Annotated in this window: 21 protein-coding genes; 5 read left to right on the forward strand and 16 right to left on the reverse strand. The window is 41.5% G+C overall.

Features of this window, described 5'->3' with window-relative positions; all coding sequences use genetic code 11:
* The 4 genes from J7I90_RS14535 to J7I90_RS14550 all read right to left on the reverse strand — a co-directional run bounded on the left by J7I90_RS14535 (position 1) and on the right by J7I90_RS14550 (position 3,593).
* Positions 1 to 672, reverse strand: coding sequence for a response regulator transcription factor (locus J7I90_RS14535; RefSeq protein WP_214772519.1), 672 nt, complete (start codon positions 670 to 672; stop codon positions 1 to 3).
* 108 nt (positions 673 to 780) lie between these two features.
* Entirely contained in the window at positions 781 to 1,971 is a 1,191-nt protein-coding gene (locus J7I90_RS14540) for an ABC transporter permease (protein ID WP_311315220.1), read from the reverse strand.
* Positions 1,898 to 2,638: an ABC transporter ATP-binding protein gene (locus J7I90_RS14545; protein WP_251025290.1), complete on the reverse strand. Its 741-nt coding sequence runs from the start codon at positions 2,636 to 2,638 to the stop codon at positions 1,898 to 1,900. The genes J7I90_RS14540 and J7I90_RS14545 overlap by 74 nt, the downstream gene beginning before the upstream one ends.
* Before the next feature lies 1 nt (position 2,639).
* Positions 2,640 to 3,593, reverse strand: a complete 954-nt coding sequence (locus J7I90_RS14550; protein ID WP_214772521.1) for an efflux RND transporter periplasmic adaptor subunit — start codon at positions 3,591 to 3,593, stop codon at positions 2,640 to 2,642.
* A 225-nt stretch (positions 3,594 to 3,818) separates the two neighbouring features.
* On the opposite strand from J7I90_RS14550, the gene J7I90_RS14555 reads away from it, so the two are divergent.
* Together J7I90_RS14555 and J7I90_RS14560 are read left to right on the forward strand one after the other, a co-directional pair.
* Complete coding sequence (locus tag J7I90_RS14555) at positions 3,819 to 4,157, forward strand: DUF485 domain-containing protein (protein ID WP_251025291.1); 339 nt, start codon at positions 3,819 to 3,821, stop codon at positions 4,155 to 4,157.
* Between the two features lie 14 nt (positions 4,158 to 4,171).
* Positions 4,172 to 5,710, forward strand: a complete 1,539-nt coding sequence (locus J7I90_RS14560) for a solute symporter family protein (RefSeq protein ID WP_034316065.1) — start codon at positions 4,172 to 4,174, stop codon at positions 5,708 to 5,710.
* Between the two features lie 105 nt (positions 5,711 to 5,815).
* Here the strand turns inward: J7I90_RS14560 and J7I90_RS14565 are convergent, their stop codons facing one another.
* The 8 genes from J7I90_RS14565 to J7I90_RS14600 form a co-directional block, all read right to left on the reverse strand.
* Positions 5,816 to 6,265, reverse strand: coding sequence for a threonine/serine exporter family protein (locus J7I90_RS14565; protein WP_170956501.1), 450 nt, complete (start codon positions 6,263 to 6,265; stop codon positions 5,816 to 5,818).
* A gap of 16 nt (positions 6,266 to 6,281) precedes the next feature.
* Positions 6,282 to 7,037 (reverse strand): threonine/serine exporter family protein, encoded by a 756-nt coding sequence (locus J7I90_RS14570; protein WP_214772640.1) that lies wholly within the window; start codon positions 7,035 to 7,037, stop codon positions 6,282 to 6,284.
* Positions 7,038 to 7,380: 343 nt separating this feature from the next.
* The gene (locus tag J7I90_RS14575; protein WP_214772525.1) at positions 7,381 to 8,874 is read right to left on the reverse strand and encodes a UxaA family hydrolase; all 1,494 of its coding nucleotides are present in this window, start codon (positions 8,872 to 8,874) and stop codon (positions 7,381 to 7,383) included.
* A 14-nt stretch (positions 8,875 to 8,888) separates the two neighbouring features.
* Positions 8,889 to 10,358, reverse strand: a complete 1,470-nt coding sequence (locus tag J7I90_RS14580; RefSeq protein WP_214772528.1) for a tagaturonate reductase — start codon at positions 10,356 to 10,358, stop codon at positions 8,889 to 8,891.
* Positions 10,359 to 10,468: 110 nt separating this feature from the next.
* A complete protein-coding gene (locus J7I90_RS14585; protein ID WP_214772529.1) occupies positions 10,469 to 11,467 on the reverse strand; it encodes a LacI family DNA-binding transcriptional regulator in 999 nt (332 codons plus the stop codon).
* 162 nt (positions 11,468 to 11,629) lie between these two features.
* Positions 11,630 to 13,009 carry an MFS transporter gene (locus J7I90_RS14590; protein ID WP_214772531.1) on the reverse strand — a complete coding sequence of 460 codons (1,380 nt, stop codon included), beginning with the start codon at positions 13,007 to 13,009 and terminating at the stop codon, positions 11,630 to 11,632.
* Positions 13,010 to 13,108: 99 nt separating this feature from the next.
* Positions 13,109 to 14,521, reverse strand: coding sequence for a glucuronate isomerase (uxaC, locus tag J7I90_RS14595; RefSeq protein ID WP_214772641.1), 1,413 nt, complete (start codon positions 14,519 to 14,521; stop codon positions 13,109 to 13,111).
* Between the two features lie 274 nt (positions 14,522 to 14,795).
* A complete protein-coding gene (locus J7I90_RS14600) occupies positions 14,796 to 15,602 on the reverse strand; it encodes an alpha/beta fold hydrolase (RefSeq protein ID WP_214772532.1) in 807 nt (268 codons plus the stop codon).
* 162 nt (positions 15,603 to 15,764) lie between these two features.
* Between J7I90_RS14600 and J7I90_RS14605 the strand changes: the two genes are divergently transcribed.
* A complete protein-coding gene (locus J7I90_RS14605; protein WP_214772534.1) occupies positions 15,765 to 17,033 on the forward strand; it encodes a dicarboxylate/amino acid:cation symporter in 1,269 nt (422 codons plus the stop codon).
* Between the two features lie 128 nt (positions 17,034 to 17,161).
* Positions 17,162 to 17,833, forward strand: a complete 672-nt coding sequence (locus J7I90_RS14610) for a lysoplasmalogenase (RefSeq protein WP_214772536.1) — start codon at positions 17,162 to 17,164, stop codon at positions 17,831 to 17,833.
* Between the two features lie 84 nt (positions 17,834 to 17,917).
* Here J7I90_RS14610 and J7I90_RS14615 read toward each other — a convergent pair whose 3' ends face one another.
* The 3 genes from J7I90_RS14615 to gltC form a co-directional block, all read right to left on the reverse strand.
* A complete protein-coding gene (locus J7I90_RS14615; RefSeq protein WP_214772538.1) occupies positions 17,918 to 19,117 on the reverse strand; it encodes a class I SAM-dependent rRNA methyltransferase in 1,200 nt (399 codons plus the stop codon).
* Between the two features lie 109 nt (positions 19,118 to 19,226).
* Positions 19,227 to 20,219: a PTS sugar transporter subunit IIC gene (locus J7I90_RS14620; RefSeq protein WP_214772642.1), complete on the reverse strand. Its 993-nt coding sequence runs from the start codon at positions 20,217 to 20,219 to the stop codon at positions 19,227 to 19,229.
* Positions 20,220 to 20,625: 406 nt separating this feature from the next.
* Positions 20,626 to 21,531, reverse strand: a complete 906-nt coding sequence (gene gltC, locus J7I90_RS14625) for a glutamate biosynthesis transcriptional regulator GltC (protein ID WP_214772540.1) — start codon at positions 21,529 to 21,531, stop codon at positions 20,626 to 20,628.
* Between the two features lie 155 nt (positions 21,532 to 21,686).
* Here gltC and gdhA point away from each other — a divergent pair, with 155 nt between their 5' ends.
* Positions 21,687 to 23,069, forward strand: coding sequence for an NADP-specific glutamate dehydrogenase (gene gdhA, locus J7I90_RS14630; protein WP_214772542.1), 1,383 nt, complete (start codon positions 21,687 to 21,689; stop codon positions 23,067 to 23,069).
* Between the two features lie 196 nt (positions 23,070 to 23,265).
* Here gdhA and rbsB read toward each other — a convergent pair whose 3' ends face one another.
* Complete coding sequence (rbsB, locus tag J7I90_RS14635; protein ID WP_214772544.1) at positions 23,266 to 24,186, reverse strand: ribose ABC transporter substrate-binding protein RbsB; 921 nt, start codon at positions 24,184 to 24,186, stop codon at positions 23,266 to 23,268.
* Between the last annotated feature and the right edge of the window lie 2 nt (positions 24,187 to 24,188).

Here is a 24,188-nt window from a genome sequence, read left to right on the forward strand (position 1 = left end):
TTATGGTTGTTTTAGCATATAACCAATACCCCGAACGGTTTGAATATCTTTATGATAATTGAAAGGTTCCAATTTTTTTCTAAGGTGATGGATGAACACTTCCACAATGGCAATGGTCGTATCTGAATCAAACCCCCAAATACGGTCGAAAATCTGCTCACGGGTCAATATTTTCCCATTATTTTGAATCAGGTATTCCAGTAATTCATACTGTTTCAAGGTCATTTTAATGACCTTTCCATCGACCAAAATATCCTTTTCTTTTTCCAACAATTCAATATTACGGTATTTCACATGCTGTTCTAGCGAAATAATGCCACTCCTTCGAAGCAGGGCACGAATCCTGGCCTTAAGTTCCGGTGCCTGAAACGGCTTGACTAAATAATCATCGCCACCCATTTCCAACCCTCTGACACGATCCTCAAGTGCATCTTTTGCCGTCAAAAACAAGACACTTGTATCTATTTTTGCTTCCCTGATTTTCCGTACGATTTCAAATCCATCGATTCCCGGAAGCATTACATCCAAAATGATGATATCGTAAATGCTTTGTTGGGCCATGAATAGCCCATCTTCCCCATTATCCGCTGTATCGACTTCATATTCTTCCGTCAGAATCTGTCGGATCGACTCTAATAATGAAACATTATCTTCTACCACCAAAACCTTCATTCAGGATACCTCCCAACCGCCTCAATTGTGATATATGTTGATTTTATCCTTTTTCATATGCAAAAGAAAGCGGGCTTTTAATGCCTGCTTTCTTTCAAAATGGTATGTTCATTCGTGACGCAGTGCCTGGATTGGATTTAATTTGGATGCCTTATTGGCAGGAAATACACCAAACATTATCCCGATTAAAATGGAGAATAAGAAGGCAAACAATGTCACCGACCATGAATAACTAATCGTTAAACTTGTAAAAACCGAAATCAATTTTGCGATTCCCAAGCCAATTCCAACTCCCAACAGTCCCCCGAAGCAGCTCAGGACCATCGCTTCAATTAAAAACTGAAGAAGAATCGATTTCCGATTTGCCCCAATTGCTTTTCTAATCCCGATTTCCTTTGTCCTCTCCGAGACGGAAACCAACATGATATTCATGATCCCGATTCCGCCTACCAGTAACGAAATACTGGCAATACCGCCAAGCATGAGTGTGAACGTATCTGATACAGAGCTCATTGTATCCATCAGATCTTCTTGATTGGAAACCGAATAGTTATCACTCTGTTCCGGGAATGATGTGGTCATCGCACCTTGTACCTGGTACATTGCCCTATCCATGATATTCTCGTTCTCCGCTTTTAAATAGACGGTTCCGATTGTCGTGCTGCCTGTAGCCCTTTCGGCAGTGGTGATCGGTGCAATGATGACATCATCCCCGCTCGATCCCATTGAGGTGCCTACCGATTTCAGGACACCGATCACGCGATAGGAAACACCGCCGATCAGCACGTTCTGGTCCACGGCTTTTTGATTTTCAAAAAGCGTGGTGGCTGTATTCGATCCCAGGACAACGACCTTGGAGCGTAATTCCGTTTCCATATCCGTCAAAAACCGGCCTTGACTGAGCTCTAGATCCCTGACTGATAAGTAGGATGAAGTTGCACCGGTCATCAAAACCTGTGACGCAGCTTCTCCGTTCTTGGCATACACGCGTCCAGTGACAACAGGCGCCACTTCCGATATCCCGCTCAGCTCTTTAAACTGTTCAATTGTATCATCCGTCAGCTCCACGGAGTCGGTATCCGTGACACTTACCGTTATCAGGTTCGTTCCCAAGCTATTGATCTCATCCTGAACGGACTGTGAGGAACCCTGCCCAATCGAAACCAGGACGATTACGGAGGCAACTCCAATTATGATCCCAAGCATGGTTAAAAATGCTCTGACTTTATTGGTTTTGATACTGCGTATAGCCATCTTCATTGATTCGTTCAGGTTCAATCCAATCACCTCCGTTTTCAAATAGCTGCCCATCCTGTATCCGGACGACACGAGTCGCTTCTTTTGCCACTTCCAAGTCATGAGTTATAAGAATGATTGTTTGTCCCTTTCCGTTCAATTCTTTCAGCATCTGCAGCACTTCTTTACTCATTTTACTATCAAGCGCCCCCGTCGGCTCATCCGCCAATAAAACGGGGGGATTACCGGCAAGTGCCCTTGCAATCGCAACTCTTTGCTGCTGTCCACCCGACAGTTGGGTCGGCAGATGATTCTTCCGGTCACCAAGGCCCACCATATCAAGGCACGCATTGGCCACTTCTCTTCTTTCCTTCACGCCTGCCCCTCTATAAACCAGGGGAAGTTCGACATTCTCCAACGCTGTCAGTTTTGCCAACAGGTTGAAATTTTGAAAGATAAATCCTATTTTAATATTACGAATGGCAGCTAACTCATTATCCTTCATCTTTTCCACTTCTTTACCATCAAGAAGATATTCACCTATGTCAGGCTTGTCAAGGCAGCCAATCATATTCATGAACGTCGATTTCCCTGACCCAGAAGGACCGATGATCGAAATGAAATCGCCTTTATCGATTGTAAGACAGACATCCTGAAGTGCCTTGACCGTTTCACCGCCTAATTCATAAGATTTAGACATGTTCTTAATTTTGATGATGGGTTTCGCCATTTTACTGACCTCCCTTTCCACTCGGCATTCCGCCACCGTTTGGCATTCCGCTGCCGCTCTGCATTCTTATCTCGCCTCCTTGGTCTCCCCTCATTCCTTCGCCGCCGCTGCCAGTGGAGCTTTCATTGATAGTGATAGGCAAGGAAACAAACTGTCCCTCTTCAAGCCCTGAAGTTATTTCAATATACCTATCGTTGCTGATTCCAGTCTCAACCACTTTCTTTGTACTGGCAGCTCCTTCAGTTGTACCGGATTGTTGTATATTCACATATTTCTCTTCCCCGTCGATTTGGACTGCTTCAATCGGAACATATAGTGCATCTTTTACACGATTCGTCAAAATGCTCACCTCAGTCGACATCCCAATTTTTATATCGCCGGGTTTGTCAATTTTGATAGTGACATCGAATGAAGAAACCCCATTCTCATATGTACCTTCCTTTGCTACACTGGTTACCTCCCCCGTAAACGTTTCATCTTCAAAAGCACTGGCTTTAATTTCAACCGTTTGTCCTTTTTTAACACTTGGAACATCCAATTCATCAACACTGATCGTGGTTTTCAATTTTTTATAATCCGTAACATGTGCCAACACTTCACTGTTTGATACACGGTCCCCTTCTTCAACATCCATTGTTGTAACGGTACCATCGAATGGAGCTGTTATCGGATCACTACCATCCGCGAAGGTAATTAGTTCATCACCTTTCTCAACCAATTCATTCTTCTCTACAAGGACTTCGTCCACTTCACCCGTTACCGAAGATGTAATGTCTTCACTATTGATTGCGGCGACCGATCCGGAACCGCTTATTTGCACTTCAAGATCTCCCTTTTCAACTGTAGCCGTCACCGATTTCGCAATGACAGGCTTAGCATGGTCCTTCATGAAAAACCAAACGCTTCCCCCAATCGCCAGCACTAAAACCGTACCTATCGTTATCAACTTTTTCATCACTTTTCTCCTTTCAGATTTCCTTCGTTGAAACCAGTATCGTGAAAGAAACTTAACTTTTCCTTAATGGTTTTGCTTGTGCGTAAAAAGAAAAAACGATGTCGAACGAAAAAAACTTTAATTTCAGCATTTAAATTTACAATATATTCTGAAAAATATATACTGATACTGTTATCAGAAATTGGTAATGAAAACCAAATCAATAATGATGAAGGGGGAACCAACTTGGCATCAAACGATTCAATCGCTAAAGAAACCGAGGTAAGCGCTTCCACGGACTACACCAAGATCGTCCAATCACAATCTTTTCAAGAACTCTTAAGGAAAAAACGCAATTTCATCGTCCCGCTATCCATCTTTTTCATGGTCTTTTATTTCACCCTACCCATACTAACTTCCTATTCTAAAGTTCTTAACTCAATTGCCTTCGGGGCAATCAGCTGGGCCTGGATTTTTGCCTTCGCCCAATTTATCATGACCTGGACATTATGCATCATCTATTCCAGAAAAGCTGCGACATTTGACCAATTAGTAGAAAAAATCGTTAAAGAAGCGAAAGGATAAAAGGTGAATTCACAATGAATATTCTTGCTTTTATATTATTTCTTATCATTGTCGGACTAACATTGGTCATTACCTATTTTGCTTCACGGCGCACCAAAACGACCGCGGACTTTTATACGGCGGACAGCAGCCTCACTGGCTGGCAGAATGGCTGGGCCATTGCGGGAGATTATATGTCCGCCGCCTCATTTTTGGGAATAGCCGGCATGGTCGCACTCTCTGGATTTGATGGTTTTTTCTATAGCATAGGTTTTCTGGTTGCGTATCTGGTCGTTCTTTATATCGTGGCCGAACCGCTTCGTAACCTTGGCAAGTATACATTGGCGGACATGATTGCTGCCCGTTTCAATGAAAAGAAAGTACGCGGGGTTGCTGCCCTTAACACCATTTCGATTTCAACCTTTTATATGATCGCCCAATTAGTCGGTGCAGGTGCACTTATAAAACTCTTACTTGGAATTGATTATCTTTACTCCGTCATCATTGTAGGTATTTTAATGACCGTATACGTCGTATTCGGCGGTATGACGGCCACCAGTTGGGTCCAAATCGTTAAAGCCGTTTTATTGATGGCTGGTACATTCATCATATCCATCATCGTTTTGGCGAAATTCGACTTTAGCGTGATCGAGATGTTCAGGCAGATGAAAACAGCCACCCCTTTGGGCGGGGATTTCCTTAACCCCGGTAACAAATTCAAGGATCCTTTGGATACTTTATCCCTTAACTTAGCGCTTGTACTCGGTACGGCTGGACTGCCTCACATTCTCATCCGTTTCTTTACCGTGAAAGACGCCATCACAGCCCGAAAGTCCGTGGTATATGCCACATGGATCATTGGCATCTTTTATATAATGACCATTTTCCTCGGCTTCGGAGCGGCAGCCTTTGTCGGTTACGACAAGATCATAGCCGCGAATGCTGCCGGCAATATGGCTGCTCCGCTGCTTGCCGAAGCCATTGGGGGCGACTTCCTATTCGCGTTTGTCTCTGCAGTTGCTTTCGCTACCATTTTAGCGGTTGTGGCAGGTCTCGTTCTATCGGCAGCATCTGCTTTTGCCCATGACTTCTATGGCCACATCATCCGGAAAGGTCAAGCCACCGACAAAGAACAAGTCGTTGCTGCTCGTTGGGCATCCATCGGAGTATCCATCCTTTCCATCATCCTGGCCTTATTTGCCCAAAACATGAATGTCGCCTTCCTTGTTTCACTCGCCTTTGCCGTCGCTGCCAGTGCCAATCTGCCCATCATTGTCTTCACAGTATTCTGGAAACGTTTTAACACGACTGGGGCTGTCACTGGCATGTTAGTTGGACTGGTCAGTTCTTTATTGCTTGTATTCCTAAGTCCCAATGTCTGGTCTCCGGTGGAGGGAGCGGCAATATTCGTTGGGGAACCATTATTCCCACTTGCCAACCCAGGCATCATCTCCATCCCGATTGGTTTTATCGCAGCCATCGCCGGAACACTTCTGTCAAGCAAGAAAGCTGATGCCAAAAAATTCGACGAAATTTTGGTTACTGCCAATACTGGGATGAAAGATCCTATATAGACTAGATTCATTATTATTTTAAAATATTAAAAAGAGAAAGGAGAGCAGGCTTCGCCCTGCTCTCCTTTCTCTTTATTCAGAACCTATTCATCAGGAAAATTCCCGCTAACTTCTCAATCTTACCTTCCTTCTATTGTACTTAGTTACTAACTGGTTCATGACTTCTGCAAAGATAAGTCCCATCGCAATGGCACCAGCAAGCATGAAAACCTTGGCTGCAAGCTGAACGGCGACATAAAAATCATTTCCGACAAAGTGCTTCATCGCATCATACGACAAACCTCCAGGCACGAGGGGGATGATTCCCGATACATTGAAAATCGTGATCGGCGTTTTATACCTTTTAGCAAAATACTGGCTGATGACCGCAACGATAAATGCAGACGCTAATGTTGCAATGATGCTGTTTATCTCATTTTCAACCAGAGCAAAGTATAAGATCCACCCCAACATCCCTACGAAACCACATTGAAACAATGAATTTTTTGGTACATTGAAGATGACTCCAAAGGCGGCTGAGGCAATGAAACTTGTAATAAGCTGTGCAATCATCATTCTTCCCCCCCTAAAATCATAAGAAAACAAACGCGGCCGATATCCCTGCCCCAATGGCTAAAGCAGTCAATCCTGCATCCGCACCCTTGGATAGACCCGAAACCAAATGCCCTGCAATTAAATCCCTGGCTGCATTTGTTATTAACAGCCCTGGCACAAGCGGCATCACCGCTCCGATGATTATCGTGTCCAAATGACTCCCTACTCCAATCTGGACAAAAAACATAGCTACTAATCCTACGACTAAAGAGGCGATGAATTCAGCAAAAAAACGGACTTCCAGTAACCAGTGCAAATAAAGCAGGCATGAGAATCCCATTGCTCCAGCTACACAGGACCAGATGAAATCACTCCACTGTCCTTGGAACATGATTAAAAAGCAGCCGCTCGCTATAAATGCAGCAAAGACCTGCACCCACATTGGATACCCCATCCCGGCCTTTTCGATTTGTTTTAACCGTAAATATGCTTCCTCCGGTGTCATTTCCTTGCTGGAAATGCTTCGGGATATACTATTAACCTGCGTCACCTTATGTAAATCTGTAGATCGTTGGGAAACTCGGATCAATTTTGACGCTGGGTGCATGCCATCCAGCGAAAAAATAATTCCAGTAGGCGTCGAAAAACTGTGTGATTCACCGCACCCAAACGCTGCAGCGATTCTAACCATCGTATCTTCCACCCTTGATGTTTCCGCTCCGTTCTGAAGCATGATTTTTCCCGCAAGTAAACATACATCTATAATTTCATTGTATGGTAAACGATCATCCATTTTATCCTCTCCATCACTTTCTGCATGAGTTTCTCTCAATAACAGATAACGATCACACCAATTTAAATCCACCTCATAATAGCCCAATTCCTGTGAAAAGGATATAAAAATATTACCCATTTAATTTATCAATTCCATTACCTCTGCACCAATGACGTCCTTAGTATCAGTATTCCCTTTATTTCTTACCGAAACCGTTCAGTTAAAAAAATCCAGTTAGAAACTATTAATAATGACACCTGCTACAATAAAAAAAATGCGGGGCACTACTTGCCCGCATCCATTCATTATCACCTTATATCCATTTAACCATATTTTATAAAAACGACATGGCGTTTTCTAACTAAAGGGTAACACCTGTTTTAAAAATGGCAAGTTCCCTAAAGTCATTTTTCTCATTGTTTACAAATTCACCATTAGCTATTTGAATGGTATAATTAATGAATTTCCGTAAAATGGCTTCAGAGGACATGTCATCATCCAGTAAGATACCTGCATTAAAATCAATCCAATGCGGTTTGGAATGATAGATTGATGTATTAGTAGATACCTTCATCGTCGGAACGAATGTCCCGAATGGTGTTCCTCGTCCCGTGGTGAATAATACCATATGACAGCCAGTGGCAGCGAGTGCTGAAGAAGCAATCAAGTCATTCCCTGGAGCATTCAATAGGTTTAAGCCCTTCGTTTTCAGTACTTCCCCATACTTTAATACATCGACAACTGGAGATGATCCGGACTTTTGCGTGCACCCCAACGATTTATCTTCAAGCGTTGTAATGCCCCCTTTTTTATTTCCAGGGGAAGGATTTTCATAGACTGGCTGGTCGAACTTTAGAAAGTACTCTTTAAAATCATTGATTACGGCAACAATTTTATGGAAGACCTCCTCGTTGTTTGCTCGTTCCATTAAGATGGTTTCCGCACCGAACATTTCAGGTACTTCAGTTAAGACGGTCGTTCCACCTTGTGCTATCAGGAAATCTGAAAACCTGCCTAAAAGGGGGTTAGCCGTTATTCCTGAGAATCCATCAGACCCCCCGCATTTTAAGCCTATTTTCAATTCCGATAATGGAACGTCTTCCCTTTTATCACCCTGAACATAAGCATGGATTTCTTTAATTAACTTTACTCCAGCCTCAATTTCGTCCGTAACGTCTTGTGATACAAGAAATTTAATTCGGTTTTCATCCACATTTCCCAGATCTTTTTTGAATTGGACCATTTCATTATTTTCACATCCCAGCCCAAGTACGAGAACGCCTGACGCATTTGGATGGTTCACTGCATTCAATAGAATTTGCTTTGTATTTTCATGGTCATCCCCTAATTGTGAGCAGCCATAATTGTGTTTAAAGACAAGCATATTATCAAAAGGAGTAATATTACCTACCTCTTTTTCGAACCTTTTGATGATTTTCTCGGCAATGCCATTAACACATCCTACTGTGGGAACAATCCAGAGCTCATTTCTGATTCCAACGGATCCATTTTCCCTTTTATATCCTTTAAATGTTAAATTTTCATCATGGTAAGGATTTTCCGTAAGCTTCCGTTCATAGCTATATTCCTGAGTACCTGATAAATTGGTTACTGTATTATGCGTATGGACCCACTCTCCAATTTCCACCTCTTGCAATACATGACCAATTGGAAAACCGTACTTCATTACTTGATCATCTTTTAGAAGATTCTTTAATGCCACTTTATGTCCTCGTTCAACATCTTCCTGTATCACTAATTCTGTTCCATTGACAATGAGGCGTTCATCTTTTGATAATTTTCTTAAGGCTAGTGCTATATTGTCATTTTCATGTATTTGAAAAATATCTTTCATGATAAAGGCCCTCCCTATTTTACGGATTGCTCCCTCATCATTGCTTCCAACGAGGGTTTAATACCTAAGTCTTCCATTTGATGTACATATTCTGCCACCAATTTCGTAAGTCCGCTTACTCCATTCAAATCCATCCCCCAAATATCTTGGTTACCGAGAATCGTCTCGACAAGCTCCTCGATTTTCGTGGTACCCTCAGCCACCGATTTCCACGACGCCTTAAATAATTCAAGGACACTTGGATCATCCTCAAGTGGAATCATTTCTTCTCCCCTTTTCCCTTTATAAAAAATGAGTAAAGCACTCAAGGAAAAAACCATTCTTCGGGGCAACTCTTGTTTCTTTTCCATATAATCAAGTAATGCCGGGATATTCCTTGTTTTAAATTTTGATAGGGAATTCAGGCTAATGCTCAATAAATAATGTTTAATATAAGGGTTTTTAAAACGGTTAAGAACATCATTTGCAAAGGCTCTCAATTCTTCAGTCGGCATGTCAAGGGTCGGGATGATTTCTTCAAAAGTCAATTCCTTTATAAATTGTCCAGTGGTCTCATCTTCCATCGCCTCTGCCACTGTTCCCACCCCTGCTAAATAGGCAACAGGGGTCATCGCTGTATGGACACCATTCAGAATACGCACTTTCTGTACGCGATATGGAGTTAAGTCATCGACAAAAAAAGTATTTAGGCCCACTTGATCGATTGGGAATTCCTTTTTGATCCACTGAGGACCCTCGATAACCCACTGATGGTATAGTTCGCCTACCACTAATAAATCATCTTGATACCCTAACTCTTCTGTGATTTCATCTACCCTATCTTTTGGAAAACCTGGTACGATTCGATCAACTAAACTGTTGCAGAATGTATTGGCGTGGAGAATCCACTCGATAAACGCTTTCCCGAGATTCCAACTACTAGCAAGCTGGAGAACAATGTCTCTAAGCTTAGCTCCATTTTCTTCTATTAATTCACACGGGATTATAATGCAGCCTTTTTGATAATCCCCCTTAAATGCTTTGAAGCGGTGAAATAAAAAGGCTGTTAATTTACCCGGAAAACTTTTTTGAGGACGGTCTTCCAATCTGTCAGTCGCCTCTAAGTAAATTCCTGCCTCCGTGGCATTTGAAATAATAAATCTTAGCTCTTCACTACCTGCTAAATCCACATATTTATCATAGTCCTTAACTAGATCGATGCCTCTGCTTATCGAATTGACAATCATATGCTCATTAACAGCTTTTCCCTCTTTCATTCCTTGCAAATATAAAGTGAATAATCCATCTTGTTCGTTCAAACGCTCAATTTTTTCAGAACCTCTTGGCTGGACAACCACTACACTGCCATTGAAGTCCGTTTTTTTATTCAGTACATCAATTTGCCAATCAACAAATGCCCTTAAGAAATTACCCTCTCCAAATTGAAGGATTTTTTCCTGGTATACGGGATGCTCACCACATATTTTCTTACTTATTTTTTCCATCCTCTATTCCTCCTCGACAATTGCACACGTGAACATTCTGTTTTAAAAAAAAGGAGAATCATTTTACTGCCCATTTATTATGTATATTCAAATAAATGGGCATGTTTTTTTCACTTCAATTTTTTCACAGAATCCCGCATCATTAATTCTGTATTCACAAAAATCCGCTTCCCGTTTTTCCCGGGGTTTTCAATTAGGGATAATAAATTCTCTGCCCCCTTTATACTTATCTGCTCAATCGGTCTTTTTACCGTTGTTAACCGCGGCGTTGTATATTGGGCAAATCCTATATCATCAAACCCTATAATGGATATATCATCTGGAACCTTGAAACCATTGGCAAAAACAGCATTCATCGCCCCTATGGCCATATCGTCATTGGAACAGAAGACTGCAGTCGGCATCGTCTTAACGGCAAGCAGTTTTTCCATAGCCTGGTACCCACTATGCATATCATAATTCCCTTTGACAGCATATTCACTTTTGATTTCGATTTTGTAATCAATCAACGCCTTTATAAAGCCATCTTTCCGCTTTTTAGTTGATTTAAATCCTTCTTTACCTTCGATAATCGCAATATTCTGATGACCATTTTGAATCAAATGTTCAATCGCTTGATAGGATCCCTCTGAATCATTTGATAAAATATTAATCAGTTTCTTTTCATCAACTTGCCTATTTAACACGACAAGAGGTATCTTTTTTTCCAATACATAATAAATAAAAACATTATCTACATCACTTTGGCTCATCAAAATAATGCCATCGAACCTGCCACTATTAATAGCTGAAAAATCCTCATAATCATCTATACCGCGTACAAATAAATTGAAATCCTCATTAATGACACTATTGACTCCCTTTATTGTATCTGTAAAGAAGCTGGGTGATGTACCATTTGAGATGCTTGTAAAAAACAATCCGATCGTGTGTGATTTCTTCATTACCAAGCTTTTAGCATTATAATTAGGGGTATAATTTAGCTGAGAGGCTAGATCCAGTATTTTCTTCCTTGTATCCTCTTTAATCAAAGGACTATTATTCAAGGCCCTTGATACTGTTGTATGAGATACATTCGCTATCTTAGCAATATCTTTTATCGTCACCATTCCACTCATCCTTTAAAATCACAAAGTATACTTTCTACTAGCATACCATGTTTATCAGGCAATTCCAGATTACAATCCCCCTAATAGAAAATCCATGAGTCAATAAGGGATGAAATCTGCAAAGTGTTTTGCCAAAACTATACCTTTCATTATATATCCCCATTACCTGGTTTCAAGTTTTCTAATGATTTCTGCATGTTTATCATCTGTTAATTTATACATCATTCCAATTATCAGCATGGCTATTGTCAGCGCAACTGCAGGGTAAAGGGTCAGTAAACCCTTGATCCCAAGCAGGGTCCCTGCTGTTTGAGCCACATTGGGTACATAACCTATTAAACTCAGTCCTAGTCCTGAAAGAAAGCCGGCTAAAGACTGAGCCAATTTCCTTGAAAAATTGAATAGTGAATATGTAGTTGCTTCTTTGCGCTCCCCTGAGACCCACTCTCCATAATCAATGATATCGGAAACAAGTGCCCAAGTTATGCCATTTGGAATACTTATCCCGATGAAAGCAATCGCAGATAAAATTGTGAATGAATAGATATTGGTAGGAATAAGGAAATTAATTAAATCGGCGGCAATGCAAATAGCGAACCCCAGCATCGCCGTATGCTTTTTTCCGAATTTCTTGACAAGTTTAGGCATGAGGATAACCCCTATGAAAGAGGAACCAATAATGACAAAACTCATATTGGCCACCAGGGTTACGTTACCTAAATTATATTGTGCAAAATAGATTAATAATGCTGACTTGATATTATAGGCTGAGATTGAAAAAATCGTCATCAATACCAGTGTTAATAAGGGCTTATTCATTACAAATGTTTTGACAATAGATTTAAAAGATAATTTTTCCCTTGGAGACTTTTTAACCATAACTCTTTCTTTAGTATTTCGATAACAAATATAGAAACCAATGATTCCGACAATGCACATGATTCCCATTACAACCGGGTAACCCACTTTAGGATTCTCAAACTTCACGATCAATGGCATAACAATGACGCTAGTGATCAGCAAAGCTCCCAATGAACCTATTTGCCTGAAAGTGGCAAGGGAAGTCCGGTCTTCGGCATTTTGTGTCATTGCAGCCCCAAGTGAACCGTAAGGAATATTGGTAAAGGAATAAGCAATGCCCCAAACCATATATAAAGCATAAGCATATATAAGCTTACCTGTATTTGATATCTCAGGTGAAATAAACAGTAGCACAGTGAATATAGCTAATATTAAACTTCCAATAATTAAGTATGGTTTGAACTTACCTCGCTTTCCAATGTTCTTGCGATAATCTATTGAAGAGCCAACGATCGGATCCATAATGGCAGCAAAAAGCTTACTGACTAAAAAAATTGTACCTGCCGCCGCTGCAGGTATACCAGCAATATCGGTAAGAAATTTAAGCAGGTAGAGTTGACCGAGATCGAACATGAAACCGTTTCCAAAATCGCCGAAGCCATAAGATATCTTCTCTTTCAAACTCAATTTCTCGTTTTTCACTTCTATCGGATCTTTTTCTGGAGCAAGGGCTGTATTCATATTATCCTCCTGATAATCTACATTTTGTTCCGACGTTAAACTACCTATAAATGGAACTCTCTATTCTACCTATGGGGAAGGGGGAATAGAGAGCTATATTTATTCTTTAATATCAAATCCAAAGTAATTTTTTGCATTATAATATGAAATCCCTTGCACAATATTTCCTATTAAATCCATATCATTTGGAACCTCTCCATTTTCCACCCATTCTCCTACTAGTTGGCACACTAGCCTTCTGAAGTACTCATGCCTTGTATAGGAGAGAAAGCTTCTTGAATCCGTCAGCATACCAAGAAATCTGCTAAAGAGTCCTACATTCGCTAGTGCTTTCATTTGTTCTAGCATGCCATCCTTATTGTCATTGAACCACCATGCGGTTCCAAACTGAATTTTCCCTGGTTGCTTTCCATCTTGAAAACTATTAATAATGCTGGCTATGACATGATTATCATTTGGATTTAAAGAATATAGAATCGTCTTCGGTAGAGCATCTTCTTTGTCCATTGCATCCAATATTTTCACAAGTGGCTTTGCTATTCCATCATCATTCATTGAATCATAACCGGTGTCCGGTCCTAGCCGATTATACATTTTTGAATTATTATTGCGCAGGGCATTTATATGAAATTGCATCGTCCAACCTAATTTGGCATACATGCCGCCAAGGAAATTCAGTGTATATGTTTTGTATTTTTTCTCATCTGATTGAGAGACTGCGACACCTTGCATTCTTTTTGTAAATATATCAGCAATCTCTTCTTTAGTTGCTTCTTCATAGACCATTACATCCAAAGCATGATCAGATACCCTGCCTCCAATTGAATGAAAGTAGTGGATTCTTGACTCCAAGGCCTTAAGGAAACCATCGTAATCTGCGATTTTTTGATCTGCTGCCTGCTCCAGATTACTCACCCACTCGAGATAACCATTACGATTAATTTCTAAAGCCTTATCTGGACGGAAGCTCGGTAAAACGCTTACATTAAAATCATGATCTTCCCTCAACAGCTTGTGGTATTTAAGAGAGTCGACTGGATCATCCGTCGTACAGATCACTTTTACATTCGATTTCGAGATTAAATCCCTTGCGCCAAAACCTCCGCCATTTAATAAATTATTGACTTTTTCCCAGATGCTAGAAGCCGTATCTTCATTTAAAATATCATATACATCGAAAAAGCGTTGCAATTCCAAGTGTGTCCAATTATATAGCGGATTTCCAATTGTCATCGGAACCGTTTTCGCCCATGCTACAAATTTATCATAATCATCAGCCTGCCCCGTAATGTAATACTCCGGGATACCATTTGCCCGCATTACCCGCCATTTATAATGGTCCCCATATAACCATGCTTCAGTAATATTTTTGAATGTCTTATTTTCATAAATTTCTTTGGGGCTTAGATGGCAATGATAATCAATAATCGGCATATCCTTTGCATAATTTTGATAAATATGAACGGCCGTTTCATTTGTTAGTAAAAAGTCTGATCCCATAAAAATTTTCATCATTTTCACCGCTTTCTTAATAGGTATAATGTTATCGTTAACATTTTTGAACCTATAAACTTCGTAAAAGTAGTACTTCGCTTTATGTTAACGTTAACATTTTTAGGTTAGATTCATTTTACAGACTATTCTCTAAAATTACAATATTTTTATTTCAGATAGTAGAAAAACAAGAAAAGAACAAATTATACAATGAGTGTGATCAATGGGGAATAAAGTAAAATGGCCCCGGTACAATACCGGGACCATATATAAGCCGAATAGGCACTTTTTTTCATTTAATTTTTGAAATAAAACCATTCACGGTTTCATTAAACAAGTCGCTTTCTTCCATGAACGGACAATGGCAACTATCTTCAAAGATTACTAGTTCGGAATTCGGAATGTTTTTATGCAAATGTTCCCCAGCTGCTACAGGAATGACTTTTTCATGCCTTCCAAAACAGAGAAGTGTGGGTACATGGATTGCTGGCAAGAAGTCACGATAGTCCACAATCGATTGGTCAAATAGAATGCTGCTAGCAATGGATTCCGGCATTCTGGTCACTTCCCCAAGCATCCAGCCTGCATCCTCTGCAGATAATTCATTGTTGAACATGGAAGCAAGGAATTTTTGCAGAAACGGGGTACGATTCGTTTGAATTTCTGTCATGAAGGCAATCAACGTTTCCATATCAAACGCACCGATATGAAAATCGGGCCACTTAAAATCAGAGGCCAATTCATCCACGATCACAGTTGAATGAATATTTCCCTCACCGAATTGCTTAAGATAATCCCAAACGACAAATGCCCCCATCGACCAGCCTGCAAGTATGACATCCTTTAATCCCAGTTCACCAATGAACGCATGAAGGTCTTTTGCATAAACGGAGACCGTATTTCCGTAATGTACATGATTTGACTGGCCATGACTTCTTAAATCAAGCAATATCGTTCTATATTTTTCTGAAAAGTACGGCAGCTGACTTTTAAAGAACCGGCTGCTCATCCACACACCATGTATAAAAATAATCGGTCTCCCCTCGCCCTTTTCTTCATAAAACAACCGAACGCCTTCTTCCACCTCAACAAATGCCATTCTAGCCCTCCTTCTCGATATTTTCACCATCCATTCCCCATTATTAATACATTTATTCTATTAACATTCCTTTCTATAAAAAAATATTGTCAAACCCGATTTTAGAGTTGATAATGAAGTATATTTTTATCGATATCTTCATCCTGAAAGGACGGAATTTAAATGAAGAGCTTCATCAAAAACTATCGAACCTCTTTAATACTGCTCACTGCCATCATTATCGGTGGGATAGCGGGCGTGGTTTTCGGGGAGAAAACCTCGGTCATACAGCCGCTAGGGGACTTATTCTTAAATCTGATGTTCACGATCATCGTGCCATTGGTATTTTTCAGCATTGCTTCAGCGATTGCCAATATGAGCGGAATGAAGCGCCTCGGAAAAATCATGGGAAGTATCGTTCTCGTTTTCCTGACAACAGCCGCTTTAGCTGCCGTCATTGGATTTATTGGGACAACCATCGTCAATCCGTTGGAGGGCACAGATACGACAGCCATTAAAGAACTGATGGAAAACAGTTCCCCTGAAGAGACCATCGAAGAAGTTTCTTTCTTCAGTCAACTGGTCAGCACTGTAACCGTTTCCGACTTTCCAGAACTGTTCTCCAGAAGCAATATGCTTCAGCTTATCGTTTTCTCAGTATTAATCGGACTTTCCACTGCACTGGTCGGTGAGAAAGCAAGACCGATTACTGAATTTTTGACAGCAGGTACAGCTGTCATGATGAAGGTCGTCAAAATTGTCATGTACTATGCGCCAATTGGACTTGGTGCTTATTTTGCGGCGATTATCGGGCAGCTTGGGCCGCAGATTTTAGAAGGCTATGCTCGCACTTTCATTCTTTATCTAGCCTTGGCCTTGATTTATTATTTCGGCTTCTTCACTTTGTATGCCTTTATCGCCGGCGGGAAAGATGGAGTTAAACTATTTTGGAAAAATGCCCTGACACCATCCATTACAGCCATCGCAACTTGTTCAAGTGCCGCGTCCATTCCAGTCAATCTGGAAGCAGTCAAGAAAATGGGCGTGCCTAAGGATATAGCGGAGACTGTCATCCCACTCGGAGCCAATACTCATAAAGATGGTTCGGTTTTCGGCGGTGTATTGAAAATCGTTTTCCTATTCAGCTTATTTGGAAAGGATATGACAAGCATTTCAAGCATTTTAAGTATACTTGCTGTTGCCTTTTTGGTTGGAGCTGTTATGGGTGCCATTCCTGGGGGCGGCATGATTGGGGAAATGTTGATTCTTAGTGTATTCGGCTTCCCTGTGGAAGTCCTGCCCATCATTGCCGTTATATCAACGATCATCGATGCTCCCGCTACATTGCTTAACTCCACAGGAAACACGGTTTGTGCCATGCTCGTCACAAGGCTTGTTGAGGGAAAAAACTGGTTAAAACTGGCTTTCGTTAAAGAAGACTCAGCCGTATAACCTGACTGGCTCCTAGTTAAAACAGGAGCCAGTTTTTTTCATTTTCACTACTTTCTTTCAAACAGTTCTTTCATTGACAAGGGGTTCCTTCCCCTTACATAGAATTAAAGAGTGAAGGAGGGAATGGAATGTTAATAAAGTGCCTACCTGCCGCGATCCTTATCACGGGACTATCCTATATTTTTCTTATACCGGAAGAGCCTTTAATCATCAAAATACTGTTCAAGGTAATCCCCATGTTATTGATTTTTCTCTACGCCCGCACAAATGTGGGAATACGCGATCGTTACCAATCCTTGATCCTTCTTGGTTTATTCTTTTGCATGCTTGGAGATGGTTTGTTGATTTGGTTCGTCATCGGGCTTTCCGCCTTCTTGATCGGCCACCTTTTCTATATTTCAGCATTCTTTGGACGATGGAACTTTTCATGGCTCCGATTTGCGACGATTCTTCCGATCAGCATTTACTCCACTTGGATTAGCCGTGAAATTGTACATTCGTTAATCGAAAAAGGTGAACATAACCTCATCATCCCTGTGATTTGTTATGTAACGGTCATCTCCCTTATGGGCTGGGCAGCATTTATGACCGGCAATGCGGCCACAATCATCGGCGGGCTCCTCTTCATGATTTCCGACTCCATTTTATCTTGGAACAAGTTTATCGATGATGTTGCCTTTTCAGGTCCACTGATCATGCTTACCTACTATGCAGCGCAGTTTTGCATCGCTAACAGCATTCGCAGGAAACCTTCCTTTCATGTATCGAGAGGTTTGAAAAGTGAACGGCCTATCCAATGAATCTAATGTCCAATCGTTCCACATGAAACATTTACATTATAAAAAAGGCATTCACAGTTCTGCTTGAACTGTGGACGCCTTTTCTTATCCTTTAATTTTCTTAATGAAGACTACTTTTAAATAATTCCCTTCCTTATACTCAGGAATTGTTTTAAAATCAGCCGGCAATGAGAATTGTTCCATGATTTCATACTTTCCATTCATTTCCCTGAAAGCAACATCAATGAAGTTCTTGAATTTTTTCATGTCGAACGTACTGCAATTAGTAGAGGCGATAATGACCCCGTTGTCTTCCGTAATGGAAATGGTATCCTTCAGTAGATTCGTATAGTCTTTTCCGGCACTGAAAGTAAACTTCTTCGATTTGGCAAAGCTAGGCGGATCAAGGATGACCATTTCAAATTTCAAGGCTTTCTTCACCGCATATTTAAAATACTTGAAAACATCCATAACCACGATATTGTGAGCTTCAGGATCTATGCCGTTCACACTGAACTGCTCGATCGTCTTTGGTAAACTTCGATTCGCCAGGTCGACACTCGTTGTTTTAACAGCACCGCCTAAAGTGGCAAACACGGAGAATGCCCCCGTATAGGAGAACATATTCAACACCGTTTTCCCTTTTGCGTATTCATCGCGGATTTTCCTTCTGACATCGCGTTGATCAAGAAAGACACCGACCATTGCGCCATCATTCAGATAAACAGCAAAACGGACTCCATTTTCCTTTACAAGAAGCGGAAATTCCGGTTGTTCGCCCATGACAAAATCGTCTTCCTCCACGTACTGCCCCTTTGTATCAAAGCGTTTCTTCTGATAAATCGATTTGACCTCGACCGCTTCCTGCAATGCCTTAATGATGTAGTCCTTAAAGGAATATATTCCTTTGCTATACCAGCTAATGACATAATGGCCATCATAATGATCAATGATTAACCCGCCAATTCCATCACCTTCCCCATTGAACATGCGGAAAGCTGTAGTCTCCCCATCTTCAAAAAAAGACTTTCGGAATTCATACGCTGCCTGGATTTTTCCGTTAAAGAAGGATTGATCGATCTTTTCATTCTCTCTTCGGGTCAATATCCAGCCGTAGCCCTTATTCTGTATACCATAATATCCTTTTGCCAGAAAGCGGTTGTTCTCATCCACCAAGCGCACCAAGGACCCCTCTTCCTTAAGGTCATTAAGATTGGCTATCGACTCTTTAACAATCAAGGGAAAACCCTTGCTGATTTTACTCACGAACTTAGCTTTCACTTTTATATCAATTTCTTTTCCCATCTATATCATCCTATCTATGCAAATGCTTTCCTCCCCATTTTACCCTAATCCCCTTATAAATAAAAACCAGCCCGGTCCTTAACCTGGCTGGTTTCCAAGAAAACTTTGATTATGAAACTTCCAAATGAAGATCGCCCGGCTTAACTTTACCCATCATTTTCAATACGCGATGTAAGGCAAGCGTGATCACAGCTGGCAATACCATCCCCACTGCCACATAAACCAAGAATGTGTATAACCCCTGACCTGTTATGATGGCAATCGGGGCAATCATTGAACTTAACCCCATGCCGCCAAGCTCATACGGCACTTGAAAATCGAATGCCAAGGTAGCGATAGGTGCACAGATGATTGCTGCCACAAAAGGCGGAACTACATATAATGGTTTTTTGATCAAATTAGGAAATTGAACTTTTGGCGTTACGACCATCTGTGCCAGGAACCCGCCCATATCATTATCTTTATAAGACATGACAGTGAACCCGACAAACTGAACCGTACATCCGATTAGGGCTGCAGCACTGGAAACTGGATCTAATTGCAGGGCGATCGCAAGGGCCGCGGAAGACGCCGGTGTCATCAATAAAATGCTCCATACCAAGGCTATGACCATGGAACCGATTAAGGGAGAACCCTCGACCGCAGCGGTAGTTTGACTGCTTATCCATGTTAGGAGCGGAGTGGTGACAAGAGCCAGGCCATATCCCGAAACTCCACCGACAAGAACGGCACCCATAGGTATGGCCATGATGTCCAACTTCGTTTTGCCCATTATGCGCTTACCTATATATGTTGCAATCACCGCTGCCAATACAGCACTTAGCGGCTGGCCCGTAACAATCGTGAAGGCACCCTCAGCCGTTTTGTGAATGGCAGCACCTCCAACAGCACTTGAAGCCATGGCGCTAAAGATAATTAATGAATTTCCTCCTAGCTGATAGGCGATTCCTGCTCCTAAAGCTGGTGCCAGCAAGACCTTTGCGGCCCCGCCTATTGCCAGAAAGACCTCCCAGCCTAAATAGCCCCCTATGGACTCAAACAATAACCCGATCCCTAATGTAACCAAGACAGCGTTGGCTATCCCTGTTGATGCCTTGTACATTCGATCGCTGATGTATTCTTTCCTGCTCACTTTATCTCCACTCCTTGTTAATTATCAGAATATTCAATTTAACAGAATCAAAAAAAAAATAAAGGTCTTCATTTAAAAGCCTATTAAGTATAGCGTACCACTACCTGAATGTCTGTTAATGTCTGTTCGTATAATAACATGAATTTTCTGATAATGTAAGGGATGATTTTATTCTAATAAAATAAAAGCGCTTTCAAAAATAAAGGTTTAATACATTACTATCAAATAAAAGCTAATAATTTATTATTCTAAAATAAATTACCCCTTTTAAGGATGTACTACATGGAGATACTTCCGTACTTTTGCGACAAAAAAAAGAACCCGATTAAGGATTCTCTCATTAGCTGGATATATGACTTTTCTAATAGATATCATCCTATTTTTGAAATCCTTCCAATTTGGCAAAAGTGTCCTTCAAATATTGGTAGAACAATTTCTCCGTCGGCATCAGTTCCCTATCAGTCGGAACGATGACCCCTACAGCCCTGGTTACAGATGGATTCTCCAGCGGCAATTTAACAGTAAAACGCGGCAAACTGTCAATCAAGGAAATCTCAGGAATCAAGGTTATACCCAGACCTGCTGCCACCAGCCCTTTTATGGCATCAGTATCTTTCCCTTCAAATGCAACTTCCGGTTCAAAGCCATGCAATTTGCAGGCGTTCATGACGAGATCCCTTAAAACATAACCCTTTGGAGATAAAATGAACGGATTCCCTTGAAGCTCATTCAAGGATAGTGATATCTTCAGGGCCAAAGGATGGCTTTCTGGCAAAAGGGCAACTAAGTTCTCAATAAACAGCGTTTCCCCTTTGATTTTCTTTTCATTCACCGGCAGCGGGCCGATCAAGGCCATGTTAATGTTACCTTTAATCACGGAATCTATCAGGTAGCGATAGGAACCTTGTTTCAATGTGAATTTCGCCTGCGGGTAACTTTCCCTGAAGTCGGAAATGACCCTTGGCAATACATAAGAAGCCAAACTGCTGGGAAAGCCGATGCGGATTGTCCCTTTTTCCGGTTCCAGACTTTCAGCCATCTCACGCCTGGCACGATTGATTATATCCATAGCTTGTTCCATATGAGCTAAAAATGTATGTCCTATAGGCGTCAATCTAATCTTTCGGCCTTCCCTGATAAATAAGGGCACACCCAGCTCTTCTTCTAAATTGTAAATTTGGCGACTGACTGCAGACTGGGCAACATGCAAATCCACTGCTGCTTCCGTCATATGTTCACGTTTTGCCACTTCAATGAAATATTCGATTTGCCTTAATTCCAATCTAAGCTCCCTCTTTCATATCAAAACAGCATGTTATTTATCTAATATTCAGATTGTTCGTTTCATTTTTAAATTATATCATGAAAGTATCATATAAAAATCGATAGACTTACCCTATTTAATATTTTATGACTTTAACTAAAGGAGAGAGAACAATGACCACTTCACAGGAAGTCGAGCATGAGGAATCGCAGGTTGCCAGAGAGTTCGTAAGTCAAGTATACGCGCAGGTAAAGGAACGTAATCCTCACGAAAGTGAATTCCATCAAGCCGTAAAGGAGATATTCCTTTCATTGGTCCCGGTGTTTGCAAAACATCCAGAATATATGAAAAGCGGGATATTGGAAAGGCTGGTAGAACCCGAGAGAATGATCACCTTCCGTGTCTCTTGGGTTGATGACCTGGGCAATGTTCAAGTAAACCGTGGTTTCCGGGTGCAATTCAACAGTGCAATCGGACCATTCAAAGGCGGTCTCCGTTTCCACCCCACTGTCAATTCCAGCATCATAAAGTTTCTTGGTTTCGAGCAAATCTTTAAAAATTCGCTTACTGGCCAGCCGATCGGTGGGGGTAAAGGCGGTTCGGACTTCGATCCAAAAGGAAAATCGGACGCGGAAATCATGCGTTTCTGCCAAAGCTTCATGTCGGAACTAGCTCGCTATATCGGCCCTGATACAGACGTACCGGCTGGTGATATCGGAGTCGGTGCAAGGGAGATCGGTTACTTGTTCGGTCAGTATAAAAAGATGCAAGGCGGCTACCATGCCGGTGTTTTAACCGGTAAAGGCATAAGTTATGGCGGAAGCCTGGCCCGTACAGAGGCGACTGGATATGGGACGGTTTACTTTGTCGAAGAAATGCTAAAAGACAAAGGGCTTCAATTCCATGGCAGCACTGTCGTTATCTCAGGGTCTGGCAATGTATCCATTTATGCCATTGAAAAAGCTACACAGCTAGGCGCTAAAGTTGTTGCATGCAGCGACTCCAATGGCTACATATATGATGAAAATGGCCTGAATCTTGATACAGTTAGACGTCTTAAAGAAGTGGAACGAAAACGTTTAAGCGAGTATGTCGATGCGCACCCGGAGGCTGTATACCATGAAGGAAGCTATGGCATCTGGTCTGTACCATGCGACATCGCCCTGCCTTGTGCCACTCAAAATGAAATCGATGAAGAAGCAGCAAAATTACTGGTCAAAAATAATGTGAAGGCAGTGGGTGAGGGCGCTAATATGCCTTCAACACTTGAAGCCATTGATGTATTCCTTAATAACGGCATCCTTTTTGGACCAGCAAAAGCAGCCAATGCAGGCGGCGTAGCCGTGTCTGCACTCGAAATGGCCCAAAACAGTGCCAGGATGCCTTGGACTTTCGAAGAAGTCGATGCCAAGCTGCATGAAATCATGAAAAATATCTATAAAAACAGCATAGAGGCCGCCGAAGCATATGGTGCGCCTGGCAATTTAGTTGTCGGTGCCAATATTGCCGGATTCCTTAAAGTGGCGGATGCGATGCTGACTCAAGGTGTACTCTAGCAGTCAATAGATGTAGGGCGGTTCCGACACGTGGCCGCCTTAAAAGAATGAATTCACTTTTCTATCTCCTCTTTTTCATATCAATTCAAGCTGAATATCAACTCTTAGATAACATCAATGAGATCGAAACATTTCTGTCTCCCAAACAAAAAAGAGTGTCGGAAGATTTCCGTCACTCTTTTTGTTTGGGAGACAATCACTCTTTGGTGACCAATTTCAATGGAACGGATATTGTGTCATCCACTTTGTCGCCTTTTAAGATCTTTTCAGCCGCATTAACCGCTTCTTCACCGATAAGTGCCGGTTGTTGGGCGATTGTGGCTTTTAGTTCACCGTTTTCAACTGCTTTCAATGCATCATCGTTTCCGTCAAAACCAACGACGATGATGTCTTTTCCAGCTGCCTTGATTGCTTCAATGGCTCCTAGTGCCATTTCATCATTATGGGCGAAAACCGCTTGGATGTCTTTATCGCCTTGCAGGATATTTTCCATGACGTTAAGCCCCTTTGTCCGGTCGAATTCCGCCGTTTGGCTTGTCAGGACCTCTAACTGCTTGTCCGCAATATTGTGGAAACCTTTCCCGCGTTCACGAGTTGCAGATGCTCCGGATACCCCTTCAAGTTCCACTACTTTCGCTTTTTCGCCAAGCTCTTTAACTAAAAATTCTGCAGCCATTTCCCCGCCAGCCACATTGTCGGAAGCGATGAACGTTTCAATGTCTCCTTCGTCTGAAGAGCGGTCAATCGTGATAACGGGAATGCCCGCTTCATTAGCTGATTGAACGGCTGAAGATATTGCCGAAGAGTCAGTAGGATTCACAAGAAGGACATCAACCTTTTGAAGGATTAGATCTTCAATTCCGCTGATTTGTTTTGCCGTATCATCTTGGGCGTCAACAACTGTGACTTTCATGCCCTTTTCTTTTGCCTCTTTTTCAATACCATCTTTTAAGGAAACGAAGAATGGGTTGTTTAAAGTAGAGATGCTGACCCCGACTTTCACGTCTTTCATCGAGTCTTTCTTTTCTTTTTTATCATCTGTTAGACCAGAATCCATTGAACAGGCAGCCAAGACCATTAAAGAAAGAACCATGATGATCGATACTATTTTTTTCATTG

Source organism: Bacillus sp. ISL-57 (genome assembly GCF_018613135.1).
GTDB lineage: Bacteria > Bacillota > Bacilli > Bacillales > DSM-1321 > Peribacillus > Peribacillus frigoritolerans.

Excerpts from the sequence above, each read along its gene's own strand:
- J7I90_RS14535 (WP_214772519.1), bottom strand. The coding sequence starts at position 672 with ATGAAGGTTTTGGTGGTAGAAGATAATGTTTCATTATTAGAGTCGATC.
- J7I90_RS14545 (WP_251025290.1), bottom strand. The coding sequence starts at position 2,638 with ATGGCGAAACCCATCATCAAAATTAAGAACATGTCTAAATCTTATGAA.
- J7I90_RS14550 (WP_214772521.1), bottom strand. The coding sequence starts at position 3,593 with ATGAAAAAGTTGATAACGATAGGTACGGTTTTAGTGCTGGCGATTGGG.
- J7I90_RS14560 (WP_034316065.1), top strand. The coding sequence starts at position 4,172 with ATGAATATTCTTGCTTTTATATTATTTCTTATCATTGTCGGACTAACA.
- J7I90_RS14565 (WP_170956501.1), bottom strand. The coding sequence starts at position 6,265 with ATGATGATTGCACAGCTTATTACAAGTTTCATTGCCTCAGCCGCCTTT.
- J7I90_RS14570 (WP_214772640.1), bottom strand. The coding sequence starts at position 7,037 with ATGGATGATCGTTTACCATACAATGAAATTATAGATGTATGTTTACTT.
- J7I90_RS14575 (WP_214772525.1), bottom strand. The coding sequence starts at position 8,874 with ATGAAAGATATTTTTCAAATACATGAAAATGACAATATAGCACTAGCC.
- J7I90_RS14580 (WP_214772528.1), bottom strand. The coding sequence starts at position 10,358 with ATGGAAAAAATAAGTAAGAAAATATGTGGTGAGCATCCCGTATACCAG.
- J7I90_RS14585 (WP_214772529.1), bottom strand. The coding sequence starts at position 11,467 with ATGGTGACGATAAAAGATATTGCTAAGATAGCGAATGTATCTCATACA.
- J7I90_RS14590 (WP_214772531.1), bottom strand. The coding sequence starts at position 13,009 with ATGAATACAGCCCTTGCTCCAGAAAAAGATCCGATAGAAGTGAAAAAC.
- uxaC (WP_214772641.1), bottom strand. The coding sequence starts at position 14,521 with ATGAAAATTTTTATGGGATCAGACTTTTTACTAACAAATGAAACGGCC.
- J7I90_RS14600 (WP_214772532.1), bottom strand. The coding sequence starts at position 15,602 with ATGGCATTTGTTGAGGTGGAAGAAGGCGTTCGGTTGTTTTATGAAGAA.
- J7I90_RS14605 (WP_214772534.1), top strand. The coding sequence starts at position 15,765 with ATGAAGAGCTTCATCAAAAACTATCGAACCTCTTTAATACTGCTCACT.
- J7I90_RS14610 (WP_214772536.1), top strand. The coding sequence starts at position 17,162 with ATGTTAATAAAGTGCCTACCTGCCGCGATCCTTATCACGGGACTATCC.
- J7I90_RS14615 (WP_214772538.1), bottom strand. The coding sequence starts at position 19,117 with ATGGGAAAAGAAATTGATATAAAAGTGAAAGCTAAGTTCGTGAGTAAA.
- J7I90_RS14620 (WP_214772642.1), bottom strand. The coding sequence starts at position 20,219 with ATGTACAAGGCATCAACAGGGATAGCCAACGCTGTCTTGGTTACATTA.
- gdhA (WP_214772542.1), top strand. The coding sequence starts at position 21,687 with ATGACCACTTCACAGGAAGTCGAGCATGAGGAATCGCAGGTTGCCAGA.
- rbsB (WP_214772544.1), bottom strand. The coding sequence starts at position 24,186 with ATGAAAAAAATAGTATCGATCATCATGGTTCTTTCTTTAATGGTCTTG.